This is a genomic window from Streptomyces sp. NPDC000983, assembly GCF_040299205.1.
Taxonomy (GTDB): Bacteria; Actinomycetota; Actinomycetes; order Streptomycetales; family Streptomycetaceae; genus Streptomyces.
This window is the reverse complement of the sequence record NZ_JBEPBM010000036.1, coordinates 1-13,400: the sequence shown is the minus strand read 5'-3', so window position 1 is coordinate 13,400 and position 13,400 is coordinate 1. Positions and strand designations below refer to the sequence as shown.

Genomic DNA, 13,400 nt, shown 5'->3' with positions numbered 1-13,400 from the left:
ACCCTGGGCTTCACCGCCCCCAGGGTCCGCGATCCGCACACGGCCGACCTGTGGACCTGGCTGATCATCACCCTCGCAGCCCTTGCCGAACACGTCCACCAGAAGCAGCAGCGAGGTTAACGATCAAGATCAGACGTCGGCGGTGGTCTGCTCCAGGGTGATGGACCAGCGCCGGGCGTCATCACCTGGAGGCGCCCGATGGGCCTCCGTGACGAGGAAGCCGGCGCAGGTGGTGCCGGTCCGTTCCTGGAGCCAGTGCTCCAGGTGGGCCGGGTGGAAGTCGCCGTACGTGGTGCGGGGCAGGTAGGGCTTGAGGTCCGGGTCCCGGCTGAGCTGACCTGCGGTAACGGCTTCGGTGCCGTAGGAGCGGTGCCATTGTTCGAAGAAGACGCCCCAGCGGACCTCCGGCCACACATCCTGCTCGGGCCTGGGGGTGCCTGGCTCGTCGAGGGGGTGTGGTGCTTTGGGGCAACTGAGGCTGTTGTAGTCGTCAGTCCAGCGCCACGGCTCGTCGGGGCCGTGTACGGGGCGCTTCTCCAGGTAGACGCCGCAGTAGCGGCAGCGCAGAGCGCGCAGGCGGTCGGTATTGCAGCGCGGGCAGGGCTTACCCTCCGGGGTGAGCCGACTGTTCGGGGCCCGGCAGGCCTCACACCACGGGGTGCGCGCGGGCTCGTGGTCCCCGGGGTGGATGGGAAGCGGCGCGGCCGCGGCTGCGGCCCGTGCGGTGAAGGCAGCGGTGGCGAGTGCCGCGTATGCCGTGGCAGCAGCGTGCTGGCCCTGCTGGGCGAGGTGACGGGCCTGGGCAAACAGGGCGTCCGCGTCCTCGTCGGCGGCCTTGGCCGGCTCACCGGTGGTGCTCTGCAAGGGCAGCAGTGACATCAGCGTCCTTTGTGCGGTCGGCTGGCACGGTCGGCGCGCGCCCGCGCCAGCGCGGCCTGACGTACGGGGTCTTGTTCTTCGGCGATCCGCTGTTCGCGGGCAGCGAGAATCACGCTGTCGGTCGCAGCCGTTTCGGTCCGCGGCTCCGGCTCGGTCAGACGCGGCGCATGCGGGTCCGCCAGTCGCGCTCGGGCCTCCTCAAGCGCGCGATCCATCGAAGCCGCACTGGCGGGGCGGGCCTGTGCGGCGCGCTGCTGGGCTCCGGCAGCCGTGCGGTGAGGGCTGGCCATGACGGCTGCCCGCATCGATGCCAGTGCGGCACTGCGGGTCTGCTGGCTGGAGGGGCCGTCGGCGGTGCCGGCCACGAAACGGTGCTCGGGCTGCTGACAGTGGGCACATACCTGCTCCGAGCTCAGCAGCACGCCGTCCTCGCAGTCCGGTACCGGGCAGGAGGCCGGGGCCACGAGCTGCAGCGCGATCTCGTCGGTGCCCCACCGCGCCTGGGTGCCGTCTTCGCCACGTTCCCGCAGGGCGTGCGCCCACCGCCGATACCAGCGTCGCTCGACGCGGTCGGTCATCTGTTGCGGCGTGCGGCGCTGCAACTCGGCCACCACGGTCTGGTACACGGCGGCGGGCACACGGCCGTGCATGGCGTCCATCAGCGGCCGGGGCATCCGCCCGAGGACGAAGGCCACCGGATCCCGTCCGGGCCGGGTGAGCGGCCGCACACAGGAGGAGCACTCAGCCCGGTCGGCGTTCAGATCGGCGGACGACAGATGTGCCCCGCAGCGCCGGCACTCGCCCCGGCAGCGCGCGCACAGCCCGTGCGGAAGGCCGTCCAGGTGTGAGGCGGGGTGCCGGCCGCAGTCCCGGCAGCACTTCGCACACAGGCCGCACAAGCGTTCGTTGCCGACGTGGGTCTCCCACGGCCGAGTCTGGCAGCGGCAGCACAGGTGGCTCTTGCAGTGCGCGTCATGCTCGGCCGCACTCGCACGGCCCATCCCCGGATACTGCACCATCCTGATCACCTCCCGGCCGTCGTGCGGAGCTGTCCATTATGCCGCCGTCATCCTGGCATGTGTGGGGAACGGGCATGCACGGACCGGCGGTTGAATATGCGTGGCAGCACCGCAACCCCAGGTTGCGTCCAGGGAAGTGGTGTACCGGTTCCCTGGACGCAACCCAAATCCCGCGCGACCGGTGAGGCCTACAGCCGTTCAACCCGTTAGCGACGGAGGAACGAAGCCCAGACATGTCAGTCAGGGCCGACGCAGCAACGCAGCAGATGGATCTCGTCCGTCCACCACATCAACCCATGTGACTACAGACCGAGTCGGATCAACACCCAGCAGGAACACCGTCTCCTGTTCACGCTCCAGCTGGATGACCCATGGCGATGGCGTCCCCTGTGGAGCGGTCAACACGTAGTTGCGCCAGATCCCGTGAAAGGGAAGGCTCGGGATCAAGTCCGCGATCGGGTCTCCCGGAAGTGAGTCGCGCAGCAGGGCAACTATCTCGCCAACCAGATCAGGACAGACCTGAGCCAGGCGCAGAGGATTCTGCTCGGGACTCTTCCGGGGCTCCATGCCCCGAAGCATGTCAGGTCACCCCAGCACACCGGCTCGACCGAAGTCGCGGTGCTCACTCGGCATCGGCTCCAGCCATCCAGCCACCCGCCGAAGTCCACGCCGGCGACTGCCACTTCACAGGAAGGCGAAGGCGAGCCGTCAGCCGCGACGAAGCCCGCCGACTGCTCGCGGCAGGACTGCGGGCATGCGCCCACGACCAACCCGACACCCAGCTGGGCATCCTCGGCCAAGGCCTGCCACAGCGCTCCCGTTGCCCCCAAGGGGAAACCGGTTGGGCACCGTGACAGGACGGGCCTGTGCGCCTGACGGGCAGCGGGAAGGTGCGCGGCCGCAACCCGTCAGCGCGCGAGATCGTTCAGAGTTCCTCGTCCGGATAACCCCACTCGACAACCCCCTTCGCCGCCGGAGCAGCCTCGGCCACCGCACTCGCGAACGAAGTCTCGAACTGCGGCTGCCAGCGGCCGAAGCCAGTGATGATGAGCGGGAACTGCGATTCACCCGTCACGTAATGGACGCCGCTGTCGCAGACCGCGCCGTAACTGACCTGGTCTTCGATGCCCTCGTCGCGGAGCAGCTCACCGATCGATCCGGCGACCGCCTCGGCCTGTGCCACGTCCGTGAGCTGCGAGACGGTGAAGTGCAGATTGATGTTGACCGACATACCCGCAGGCTACCGCCCCGAGGGCACGCCGAGTTCAAGCAGGCCGACGACAGCGGCAGGCCGGAGCGACCTCGGGTCACGTGCACGCTCCGCCCCCGCCGTACGAGCGCACTCATGTGGCGCCGAAGGCGGTTGTGGATCGTGGACGGCAATCGACGATTGGGAGCAGGCGAAGGCCCTCGCCCGTGGTGCGGTCGAGGGCCGGCCGGCCGCTTGCACCCATATCAACCAGCCGTTCACCGCGGTGTACCGCTGGAACGACGCCATCGAGACCGCCCAGGAATGCCGCACCTGCGGACCGAGCGCGAGGCAGCCACCCGCCCCGTATATAACCCGTTGACGGGCGCACCGCCCAGTCCCGACGATCAGGCGCATGCCTGCCGCCCTGGCGCCCATGCGCTACCGCCCGTTCCGTCACCTGACCATCGGTACGACGGCCAACCTGCTCGGCAACGGGGTGGCGCCGATCGCCCTGGCCTTCGCCGTGCTGGACGCCACCGGCTCGGTCGGCTCGCTCGGGCTGGTGGTCGGCGCCCGCTCCCTCACCGGCATCGTCTTCCTCCTGTACGGCGGGGTGCTGGCGGACCGGCTTCCGCGCGGCCCGCTGCTGGTGGGCAGCAGCGTCGTCAGTGCCGTGAGCCAGGCGGTGGTCGCCGCCCTGGTCCTCACCCACAACGTCGGCATCCCCCTGCTCATGCTGCTTGCCGCGGTCAACGGGGCGTCCAGTTCCTGCTATCAGCCCGCAGCCCAGGCCCTGTTGCCCCAGACCGTGCCGGCCGAGTCCCGGCGCAGTGCCCTCGCGCTCTCCCGGATCGCGGGCAGCAGCGCAACGATCCTGGGGGCCTCGCTGGGCGGCGTACTGGTCGCGGCCATCGGCCCCGGCTGGGGCCTGGCAGTCGACGCGCTCACCTTCGCGCTCGCCGCCACGTTTTTCGCGCTGGTCCGTGTCCAGGCCGCGCCGCCCGCACCCAGCCCCGGAGTGGTGCATGAACTGCGCGTCGGCTGGAAGGAGTTCACCTCCCGCACCTGGGTGTGGGTGATCGTGGTGGCCTTCTGCTTCCTCAACGCCGGACTCACCGCCTCGTTCACCGTCCTGGGGCCGGCCGTCGCCGACACCACCGCGATCGGCCGTACCGGCTGGGGCCTGGCCGTCGCCGCCTCCTCATTCGGCGCGGTCGCCGGAGGCATACTGTCCCTGCGCTGGCAGCCCCGGCGCGCGATTCTCGTCGGCTGCGCGCTGATGGGCCTGACGGCGACGACCCCGCTGCTCCTCGCGCTCGCCCCGCACACCTGGGCGCTGGTCGTGGCCAACTTCGTGGCAGGCGTGGGCGCCGAGCAGGCCGGTGTCGCCTGGTACTCGACCCTCAACGAACAGATCCCCGAGGAACGCCTTGCCCGCGTCTACGCCTACGACGACCTCGGCTCCTACCTGGCGCTCCCGCTCGCCCAGTTCGCCACCGGGCCCGCCGTACTCCTGCTCGGCCTCGATGCCACCCTCTACACAGCAGCCGCGCTCATTCTCCTCGCCACCCTCACCATGGTCGCCACCCCGTCCATCCGCGCCCTGACACCGAAGACAGCAGAACCGCTGCGCACTTCCCAGGACACTGTGCCCGGCTGAGCCTGACACGGACGCGCAAACAGCCCCAGGTAGACGGTGTTTCAGGCCGAACCAGCACAGCCAGGAGGCGAGGCGCACGCGCCGTCCGCACCTTCCTGTCCGGGACGAGACTCTCGGCCGGTCTCGTGGCGCGCTGACCACCAAGGCCCGTCCGACAGCAAGTGCCGTCCGCCGGCACTCGACATCACGCCAGGGCAGCGGGCGCCCTGCACGCAGTTCGAGCCGGGGGGTGAAAGCTGCGACAGATTTCCTAGTCATTCATGGTCACCTCTAGTCACGTATCTCGGATGGTTTCGGGGTGTGAAGCTTTCGGAGTGGGCGAGTCAGCAGGGCGTGAGCTACCAGACCGCCTGGCGGTGGGTGAAGAGCGGCAAGATGCCCGTTCCCGTCCGCCAGGCGCCGTCAGGCACATGGCTGGTCGATGAGGCCGCTGCCGAGCCGGCCGGCCGGGTGGTGGCGTACTGCCGTGTGTCGTCCGCCGACCAGAAAGCGGACCTGGAGCGGCAGACGGCCCGGGTGACGGCCGGTGCGAACGGGGTGGGCCTGCTGGTCGCGGAGGTCGTGGCCGAGGTCGGGTCGGGGCTGAACGGGCGGCGGCGCAAGCTGCACCGGCTGCTGTCCGACCCGTCCGCCGCGGTGATCGTGGTCGAGCACCGTGACCGGCTGGCCCGGTTCGGTGTCGGGCACCTGGAGGCCGCGCTGTCCGCGTCCGGTCGGCGCCTGGTCGTCCTCGACCCCACCGAGACCACCGACGACCTGGTGCGCGACATCACCGAGGTCCTGACGTCGATGTGTGCCCGCCTGTACGGGCGGCGCGCGGCGAAGAACCGGGCCGCCCGCGCGGTGGCCGTGGCGACCGCCGAGGACGAGGACGCCAGGTGAAGAAGTTCCAGGCGCAGCCCGGGTTCGTGGTGCAGGCGTTCCGGTTCGCGCTGGACCCGAACGCCGCCCAGGAGGCTGCGCTGCACTCGCACTGCGGTGCCGCGCGGGCCGCGTACAACTGGGCCGTCGGCTGGGTGACCGCCTCGTGGTGGCAGCGCAAGGCCGAGGAGTCCTACGGCGTCCCTGCCGCTGGTCTGACGGAGTGGCGGCCGTGGTCGCTGCCCGCACTCCGCAAGGCGTTCAACCAGGCCAAGCACACCGATCCGCGGTTCGCCTCCTGGTGGGAGGAGAACTCCAAGGAGGCGTACTCCACCGGCCTGGCAGGCGCGGCAGCCGCGTTCGACAACTACGCGAAGTCCAAGCAGGGCAAGCGCAAAGGCGCCCGCATGGGTGCGCCGCGGTTCAAGTCGAAGCGGAAGGCACGTCTGGCCTGCCGGTTCACCACCGGCACGATCCGCGTCGAGCGTGATGGCCGGCACGTCACCCTGCCCCGCCTGGGCACGATCCGCACCCACGAGCCCACCGTGAAGCTCCTCGCCCGCGTCCAGGCCGGTTCGGCGCGGATCCTGTCCGCGACCGTCCGCCACGAGCGCGGGCGCTGGTTCGTGGCCTTCCAGGCCGAGGTGAAACGCGACCTGGTCCGCGTGGCACGCCCCGGGGCGGCTGTCGGCATCGACCTCGGGATCAAGACCCTCGCCGTGATGGCCGACAGCATCGGCGAGATCCGCACCGTCGACAACCCGAGGCATCTGGACGCGGCGCTGAGGCAGCTGCGCCGCACGTCCCGTGTCGTCTCCCGCCGCCAGGGCCCGGACCGCAGGACCGGCCGCAAGCCGTCGAAGCGGTGGGAGAAGGCCAACACCCACCGCAACCGCGTCCACCACCGGGTGGCGAACCTCCGCGCGCGGCAGCCTGCACGACTGGTGCCGGAGTGGCCGGAGACCAGGACACCGCCCCGGCGGTGTCGAAGCCTCGTGGAGCCGACCGTAAGACCCGCACCACCCGCCCCCGCCACAAGGCGGAGGCGGGGCGGGCCGGTGGCGCGACCCTGCCGCACCAGCGGCAGGAAGAAGCGAGAGACCGTCCTCAAGCCGAGCCCCTGACGCTCTGGTGATGTGACGGACCTCCCGGGCCGAAATGCCCGGGATGCTGAGATCTGACTACGGTCTCGGCAACGGCGGACAAGACCCGGTTCCCACCCGCCCACCCGCGTCCGGCGCGGTACGAGCAGCAAACCGCTGCCGCCTTCTGCTCCCTTGTCGGCCCCGCTGGAGCAATGCGAGTGGACGCCGCTGCCATCCGTGAGGCGCCGGGAGCACTACACGTACGGCTTGTCGACTGTGCGCGTCGGTTCCTTTTCCTGTGACCCAGATCCGTACGGTCCCGTTGGTCCGATGGCCGCCTGGGTGATCCACCCGCTGGATGGTGTGCTGCTGCGGCCCCACACGGACTCGTCCCGGCTGTACGGGTGTTGCCGGCGGGATGGGCTCAACGGACCGAACTTGCTGTGCGCCCGCTGCAACAGCGAGGTGGGCATCGAGATCTCCGACTGCTGGACCGAGTACGACATCCGGCTGTTGAGTACAGCGGTCTCGAAGAGCCCTCACGATCGGCCGTCGAGTCTCGAGATCAGCCCGACGGCAGGACACGTATCCGTCGAAGGCGAAAGCCTGCGCGGCCGAACATCTGGCGCTTGAGCATCTTGATCCGCTTGACGCGGCTTTCGACCGCACCGGAGGTCCAGAGCAGGGTCACCCAACCCTGAACCCCACCACGGGCCTGCACCCACGCGTCTCGGTGATCTGGTTCAAGCAACTCGCCGGACCATCCGGTGATCACGGCTCGGTACGCCCCCGGGAGGCACGCTGGGATGCCAGAAGCCAAGGGGCGGGCGGGAGTTGGGTTCGGCGGTCAGCCGGTCGTGGGTACGGGAGCCGTATCCGTGGGTCGGGTGTCGGTGTCGTGGGTGGGGGCCGGGCTGCGGGGAAGGATCCGGTCCAGCCAGTTCGGCAGCCACCAGTTGGCCGGGCCGAGGAGTGTCATGGTCGCCGGGACCAGCACCATGCGTACGACCGTGGCGTCGATGAAGATGGCGGTGGCGAGGCCGAGGCCGAACATTTTGGTGGAGGGGTCGTCGGCGACGGCGAAGGACAGGAAGACCGCCACCATGATGAGGGCGGCCGAGGTGATGATCCGGGCGGTGCCCGCGATGCCCTCGACGATCGCCGTGCCGTTGTCACCGGTGCGCAGGTACTCCTCCCGTACGCGGGAGAGGAGGAACACCTCGTAGTCCATCGACAGGCCGAACAGGATCGCGAGGAGGAACATCGGGATGAACGACACGATCGGAACCGTCGCCTCCAGCCCGATGAGTTCGCCTGCCCAGCCCCACTGGAAGACGGCGACCATGATGCCGTAGGCCGCGCCGATGCTCAGCAGGTTCAGCAGTACCGCCTTGAGGGGGACGAGGATCGAGCGGAAGATCCCCATCAGCAGCAGGAACGACATCGCCAGGACGGTGGCGACGAGCAGCGGCAGGCGTTGGCTGGTGCGTTGGCCCACGTCGGACAGGCTCGCGGCGGCGCCGCCGACGTGGGCTCTGGCCGGGCCGTGGCCGATCGCCGCGGGCAGCACGCTGGTCCGCAGGCGGGTGATGGTGTCGGCGGTGGCCTTGTCCTGGGGGCTGGTGGTGGGGAAGACCACGAGCGTGGCGATGCCGGTGGCGCGGTCGGTGTGTGTCGGTGCGAGGGATGCGATGCCCGGGTCCGCCGCGAGCGTTGCGGCGAGCCGGTCCAGCATGCCCGGGTCACCGTTGGGGTCTGCGGCGATGACGAGGGGGCCGTTGATGCCCGGGCCGAACCCTTCGGCGATGAGGTCGTAGGCGCGGCGCTCGGTGCGGGTGTGGGGCAGTGAGCCGTCGTCGGGCAGGCCGACACGCAGGCCGAGGACGGGCAGTGCCGCGGCGAGCAGCAGGCCCGCGGCGCCTGCCGCGTACGGTGCCGGGTGCCGGCTGACGTGTGCGATCCAGCGCTGCCAGCCGGCGGAGTGGGCCGCACCCTCCGCCGGGTCCCGCCGCTGTGCGCGGCTGCGCGGCTTCCCGGTCTGCCGGGCCCGGCCGAGCCGAGCGATCCGGCCGGGGCGGGCCAGGCGTGGGCCGGCGGCGCCGAGGAAGGCCGGCAGGAGCGTCACCGACGCGGCCACCATGATGAGGACGACGATCGAGACGGCGATTGCGCCCATCGTCATGAACGGCACGTTCGCGACCGCCAGGCCGAGGATCGACACGACGACGATGCCGCCGGCGAAGACGACGGGCCTGCCCGCCCTGGCCACCGCCCGTCCCGCCGCCTGCCACGGATCGAGCCCGTGCGCGAGGTACTCCCGGTGCCTGGCGAGGACGAACAGCGCGTAGTCGATGCCCACTCCGAGGCCGACCATGCTGCCCAGGACAGGGGCGAAGGTGGGCACCTCGGTGACCCCCGCCAGCAGCGTCATCGTGGCGACCCCGACGGTCAGCCCGAAGACCGCCATGGCGATCGGCAGGGCTGCGGCGACGAGTGAACCGAACGCCAGGAACAGCAGTACGGCCGCGGCGAGGAGGCCGATCAGCTCGCTCGCGCCGCCGTCGGCCTCGGAGAAGGCGTAGAAGAGGTTCCCGCCCATCTCGATGCGCAGGGGCAGCTCGGCGCGGAGCCGGTCGCCGAGTTCGACGAGGGCGTCGAGGTCTTTCGCCGACAGCCGGCTCTGGTCGGGGTACTGCACCCGCACGACCGCGATCCGCCCGTCGGCCGAGACGAGCCCGCTGCGCACGGCGGTGTCGCCGCCCGCGTCGAGTGCCGCGGCCGCATCGCCGGCGCCGAGTACGTGCGGCAGCCGCTCCACCTCACTCTGCAGCCGGGTGAGAGCGGTACGCGCGCCGGCGTCGCCGAAGAACGTCGCACCGCCGTCGAGGGGGGTGACGACCAGGTGGGCGGTCATCCCCTCCTGGCCGGTGCCGGCCCGCTCGATCAGTTCCGCGGCCCGCTGGGAGTCCAGCCCGGGAGCGGTCATCGAGTCCGCCGTCCGCCCGCCGAAGGCGACCGCGGCGAGGACGGCGAGCGTGGCGGCGACCAGCCATGCCGCGATCACCCGCCAGGGATGGCGGGCGGCGCCTGTGCCCAGGCGCAACAGGGCTTTCGAGAGCATCGGGTCCTCCAACCACCTCGACGGCGGCCGTCCTTGCAACAGCCCGCCGAAGCCGAGGTTCGCCGCTACGGCGGTGGCGCGGCATCGGCCCCGAGGCTGCGGATCGGTCGGCCCCAAGTCGGGGGGACGCCCCGTCCTTTCGGCCGATGCGCGCCACCCCGGGGTGCCTACGCTGTAGAGCGTGCTGCGAGAGGACCTGCGAAGCCTGTGGAGCGAACCCCGCCCGCCCGGCGCGCCCGCCCGGGTGCGGCGGGACTGGGCGCTGCTCGCCGTAGGCCTTACCGGTGTGGTGCTGGAGGCCGTCTGGCGCGAGAACGTCGTGTGGCGGCCGGTGGCGGTGGTGTTCGCCGTATGGCTGTGCCTGCTGTCTCTGTAGCGCCGCACCCACCCCCTGGCGACGGTCGCACTGGCGTTCGGCTCGGTGATCCTGCTCCAGTTGGCCTCGCTGGCCGCCGCACCGCGTGAGGCGGTCGGCCTGAACACCGGCTCCATCGTGCTCGTGCTCGTGTACGCGCTGACCAGGTGGGGGTCAGGACGCGAGATCGTCCTGGGCACCGCGGTGATCCTCACGGCCTTCGCGCTGGCCGCCGCCGCGGACCGGACCCCGGCCGCCGAACAGGTCGGGGGCTTCGTCTTCCTGTGGCTGCCCGGCGTGATCGGGGCCGCCGTGCGGTTGTGGAAGACCGCCCGCGAACGGCAGCTGGAACAGGTACGTTCCCGCGAACGCGAACAGCTCGCCAGGGAACTCCACGACACGGTCGCCCACCATGTGTCGGCCATCGTGATCACCGCCCAGGCCGGCCGGGTCCTCGCCGCCACCGACCCCTCCGCCGCCGTACAGGCACTGGACGCGGTCGAGGAGGAAGGCGCCCGCACACTGGAGGACATGCGCGCCATGGTCGCCGCACTGCGCAACCGCGAGACCGGCGCCGAACTCGCGCCGCCCGCCGGCGTCGCGGACCTTAAGCGCCTGGCGCGCAGCCCGGGCGGCCGCCTCGCCGTCGACCTCAGGCTCGACGGCGAACTGGACACGCTGCCCCCGGCCGTGGACGCCGCCGTCTACCGCATCGTGCAGGAGTCGGTCACCAACGCCATGCGCCACGCCGTCAACGCGACCGACGTCGTCGTCAGAGTCACCGCTCAACAGCACACGGTCCGGGTAAGCGTGCACGACAACGGCCACCCCACCGGCCGGGGCCGTGACGGATACGGACTGACCGGACTGCGCGAACGCGCCACCCTGCTCGGCGGGACACTGCAAGCCGGACCCGGACCCGGCCAGGGCTGGCATGTGGAAGCCGAACTGCCCAGAGGAAGGAGCGCGAGCGGTGCCCATCCGCGTCCTCGTCGCTGACGACCAGGCCATCATCCGCACCGGACTGCGGATCATGCTCAACGCCCAGCCCGACATCGAGGTCGTCGGTGAAGCGACCGACGGACGGCAAGCGGTACAGCTGGCCCGCGAACTACGCCCCGATGTCTGCCTGTTCGACATCCGCATGCCCGTGACCGACGGCCTCGCGGCCACCCGGCTCCTGGCCGGCCCCGGCGTCACCGACCCGCTCGCCGTGGTCGTCATCACCACGTTCGACCTCGACGAGTACGTCTACGGCGCACTGCGCGCCGGCGCCCGCGGATTCCTCCTCAAGGACACCGGACCAGACCTCCTCGCCCAGGCCATACGGTCCGCAGCCGACGGTGAAGCGCTCATCGCGCCCAGCGTCACCGTCCGTCTCCTCCAAGTATTCGCCGACCTCCCCGCCGGCCGGCCCCCGGCCCAGCCCCTCTCCCCCGTCACCGCCCGCGAGGAACAAGTCCTCCTCGCCGTCGCCCACGGACACACCAACACCGAGATCGCCGACACACTCCACATCAGCCTCAGCACCGTCAAAACCCACCTCGCCAGCCTCATGGCCAAACTCGGCGCCCGCAACCGCGTCGAAATCGCTATATGGGCCTACCAAACACACCGCATCGCCCCCCACACATAAGCTCGGCGTTCGCTGATCGCGGTCGCGGTTCGTCCCCGGGGACAGCGGGGCGGTACCGCCTCACGCTTCGAGGTGTCGAACAACGTCGACCTCATAAGCCAACTCGACGTTCTCGGCGTGCGGATGTCGAGACACCCCGCCATCTGCACGATGTCGTCAGCGATCCCTGTACGACGCTCGGGGCCTTCCAGAAGGGGACGGCTGGTGCGGCTATCAACGCGGCTATGACTTCCGACTCCATGTGAGCAGAGTTCGGCAGGGCGCGACGCCACCAGCATCGAGATCGTGACGACGACACCCGGACAGCCGCCCGAGTCCGCGCGACCCGGTCGAGGGCGGGACGCCGCGATGGCGCCCCGCCCGGCGGCCCGCTGCCCACCGGGACGCGCGCGGGCCTCGCGGGCACCGGCCTGACCGGCCGGGCGCGGTCAGCGTCTGCGGCCGCCACGCGACCAGCCGCTGCCGATTCCACCGAGGTGCAGAGCGAGCACCGTCAGCCCAAGAAGCATCACATTCGTCGAGCTGAACGCATCGTTGGTGGATATGTCAGCAGCGTTGATCAGAAAGGCGATGAAGAACAGCACTGCGGAGACGATGGCCAACATAGGCTGCATCCCTTCGGGTCGGGGCTTCTCGCCCGTGTCCCGTGCGAATGCCCCGTCGGCGCAGCGACACACAGCCCGGACACTCATCAATGGAAGCGGCCATGGGCGCCCAGGTCCATGTACGGGGTCGCCAGCGGACCGCTGGGCGGCAACTGCACAGCCATCCTGGCCAGTTTTGACATCCTCCTCGTCCTAAAGGACGGGGAATCCCGCCTGGCTGCCGGTGGTGACCGGCGGGGCCTTCGGGTGGGTTCCCCGTTCAACGGGCCGTGCCCGGTGTGGGGTTTCCACTCCGGGACTGACCGGCCCTCCAGGGGCGTTCAGCCTCTCCGCCTGCCCGGCGGCGAGGATCACACGCGACGCATTGAGGTCACGATCATGCTCAGTCCCGCAGCCCCCGCACCGCCAGACGCGTACGTGCAGCGGCTTCCGCCCGTCCACCATCCAGCACACCGAGCACGTCTGCGAGGACGGCAGCCAGCGGGAGACCACGCCGACGTGCCGGCCGTAGCGGGCCGCCTTCTCCTCAAGCACCCGGCGGAACATGCCCCACGCGGCATCGTGCACGGACTTGGCCAGGCGGGTGCGGGCGAGACCGGAGACCGCCAGGTCCTCGAGGTAGACCGCTTGGTTGTCGCGGATCAGCCTCCAAGCCTGCTGGTGGCACCAGTCCCTGCGCGCATCGGCCACCCGCGCATGCGCACGGGCGACCTTCAGCCGGGCCTTCGCCCGGTTCTTCGACCCCTTCGTCTTCCGGCTCAAAACCTGCTGCGCCTTCCGCAGCCGGCGCTCGGCCTGCCGCAGGAAGCGGGGATTGTCGATCACCTGCCCATCCGACAGCACGGCGTAGTGCGTCAGCCCCAGGTCGATACCCACCTCCTCCTCCACCGCGGGCAGCGGTTCGGGTTCGACGTCCACCACGAAACTCGCGAAGTAGCGGCCCGCAGCATCCCTGACCACCGTCACCGACGACGGGATGGAGGGCAG

16 protein-coding genes are annotated in these 13,400 nt (G+C 70.6%); 8 read left to right on the top strand and 8 right to left on the bottom strand.

Annotated elements, in window-relative coordinates; translation table 11 throughout:
* Positions 1-129: 129 nt before the first annotated feature.
* The 3 genes from ABT296_RS30520 to ABT296_RS30510 all read right to left on the bottom strand — a co-directional run bounded on the left by ABT296_RS30520 (position 130) and on the right by ABT296_RS30510 (position 2,465).
* Positions 130-879: a hypothetical protein gene (locus ABT296_RS30520; protein WP_351931919.1), complete on the bottom strand. Its 750-nt coding sequence runs from the start codon at positions 877-879 to the stop codon at positions 130-132.
* Positions 879-1,574, bottom strand: a complete 696-nt coding sequence (locus tag ABT296_RS30515; RefSeq protein WP_351931917.1) for a hypothetical protein — start codon at positions 1,572-1,574, stop codon at positions 879-881. Before ABT296_RS30515 ends, ABT296_RS30520 begins: the two co-directional genes overlap by 1 nt.
* A gap of 564 nt (positions 1,575-2,138) precedes the next feature.
* On the bottom strand, positions 2,139-2,465 hold the full coding sequence (locus tag ABT296_RS30510; protein ID WP_351932028.1) for a hypothetical protein: 327 nt from the start codon (positions 2,463-2,465) through the stop codon (positions 2,139-2,141).
* Here ABT296_RS30510 and ABT296_RS30505 point away from each other — a divergent pair.
* Positions 2,369-2,752 carry a DUF6233 domain-containing protein gene (locus ABT296_RS30505; protein WP_351931915.1) on the top strand — a complete coding sequence of 128 codons (384 nt, stop codon included), beginning with the start codon at positions 2,369-2,371 and terminating at the stop codon, positions 2,750-2,752. The genes ABT296_RS30510 and ABT296_RS30505 overlap by 97 nt on opposite strands.
* A gap of 71 nt (positions 2,753-2,823) precedes the next feature.
* Here the strand turns inward: ABT296_RS30505 and ABT296_RS30500 are convergent, their stop codons facing one another.
* Positions 2,824-3,129, bottom strand: coding sequence for a hypothetical protein (locus tag ABT296_RS30500; RefSeq protein ID WP_351931913.1), 306 nt, complete (start codon positions 3,127-3,129; stop codon positions 2,824-2,826).
* Between ABT296_RS30500 and cutA the strand changes: the two genes are divergently transcribed.
* From cutA to ABT296_RS30480, 4 genes are all read left to right on the top strand, one after another.
* On the top strand, positions 3,023-3,469 hold the full coding sequence (gene cutA, locus ABT296_RS38765; protein ID WP_502977361.1) for a divalent cation tolerance protein CutA: 447 nt from the start codon (positions 3,023-3,025) through the stop codon (positions 3,467-3,469). The genes ABT296_RS30500 and cutA overlap by 107 nt on opposite strands.
* Positions 3,470-3,502: 33 nt before the next feature.
* Entirely contained in the window at positions 3,503-4,750 is a 1,248-nt protein-coding gene (locus ABT296_RS30490; RefSeq protein ID WP_351931911.1) for an MFS transporter, read from the top strand.
* A 300-nt stretch (positions 4,751-5,050) separates the two neighbouring features.
* The gene (locus ABT296_RS30485) at positions 5,051-5,632 is read left to right on the top strand and encodes an IS607 family transposase (protein ID WP_351931909.1); all 582 of its coding nucleotides are present in this window, start codon (positions 5,051-5,053) and stop codon (positions 5,630-5,632) included.
* The gene (locus ABT296_RS30480; RefSeq protein WP_351931907.1) at positions 5,629-6,735 is read left to right on the top strand and encodes an RNA-guided endonuclease TnpB family protein; all 1,107 of its coding nucleotides are present in this window, start codon (positions 5,629-5,631) and stop codon (positions 6,733-6,735) included. The genes ABT296_RS30485 and ABT296_RS30480 overlap by 4 nt, the downstream gene beginning before the upstream one ends.
* A 526-nt stretch (positions 6,736-7,261) precedes the next feature.
* Here ABT296_RS30480 and ABT296_RS30475 read toward each other — a convergent pair.
* Together ABT296_RS30475 and ABT296_RS30470 are read right to left on the bottom strand one after the other, a co-directional pair.
* A complete protein-coding gene (locus tag ABT296_RS30475) occupies positions 7,262-7,387 on the bottom strand; it encodes a hypothetical protein (protein WP_351931906.1) in 126 nt (41 codons plus the stop codon).
* Between the two features lie 156 nt (positions 7,388-7,543).
* On the bottom strand, positions 7,544-9,817 hold the full coding sequence (locus tag ABT296_RS30470; RefSeq protein WP_351931904.1) for an MMPL family transporter: 2,274 nt from the start codon (positions 9,815-9,817) through the stop codon (positions 7,544-7,546).
* Between the two features lie 181 nt (positions 9,818-9,998).
* Here ABT296_RS30470 and ABT296_RS30465 point away from each other — a divergent pair, with 181 nt between their 5' ends.
* From ABT296_RS30465 to ABT296_RS30455, 3 genes are read left to right on the top strand one after another with little or no spacing between them, the layout of a single operon-like run.
* Positions 9,999-10,193: a hypothetical protein gene (locus ABT296_RS30465; protein WP_351931902.1), complete on the top strand. Its 195-nt coding sequence runs from the start codon at positions 9,999-10,001 to the stop codon at positions 10,191-10,193.
* Between the two features lie 45 nt (positions 10,194-10,238).
* The gene (locus tag ABT296_RS30460) at positions 10,239-11,171 is read left to right on the top strand and encodes a sensor histidine kinase (protein WP_351931900.1); all 933 of its coding nucleotides are present in this window, start codon (positions 10,239-10,241) and stop codon (positions 11,169-11,171) included.
* Complete coding sequence (locus tag ABT296_RS30455) at positions 11,146-11,808, top strand: response regulator (protein WP_351931899.1); 663 nt, start codon at positions 11,146-11,148, stop codon at positions 11,806-11,808. The genes ABT296_RS30460 and ABT296_RS30455 overlap by 26 nt, the downstream gene beginning before the upstream one ends.
* 428 nt (positions 11,809-12,236) lie before the next feature.
* On the opposite strand, the gene ABT296_RS30450 is transcribed toward ABT296_RS30455, so the two are convergent.
* Together ABT296_RS30450 and ABT296_RS30445 are read right to left on the bottom strand one after the other, a co-directional pair.
* A complete protein-coding gene (locus ABT296_RS30450) occupies positions 12,237-12,413 on the bottom strand; it encodes a hypothetical protein (RefSeq protein WP_351931898.1) in 177 nt (58 codons plus the stop codon).
* A 192-nt stretch (positions 12,414-12,605) separates the two neighbouring features.
* On the bottom strand, positions 12,606-13,400 hold a 795-nt coding region (locus ABT296_RS30445; protein WP_351931897.1), incomplete at its 5' end, for an RNA-guided endonuclease InsQ/TnpB family protein.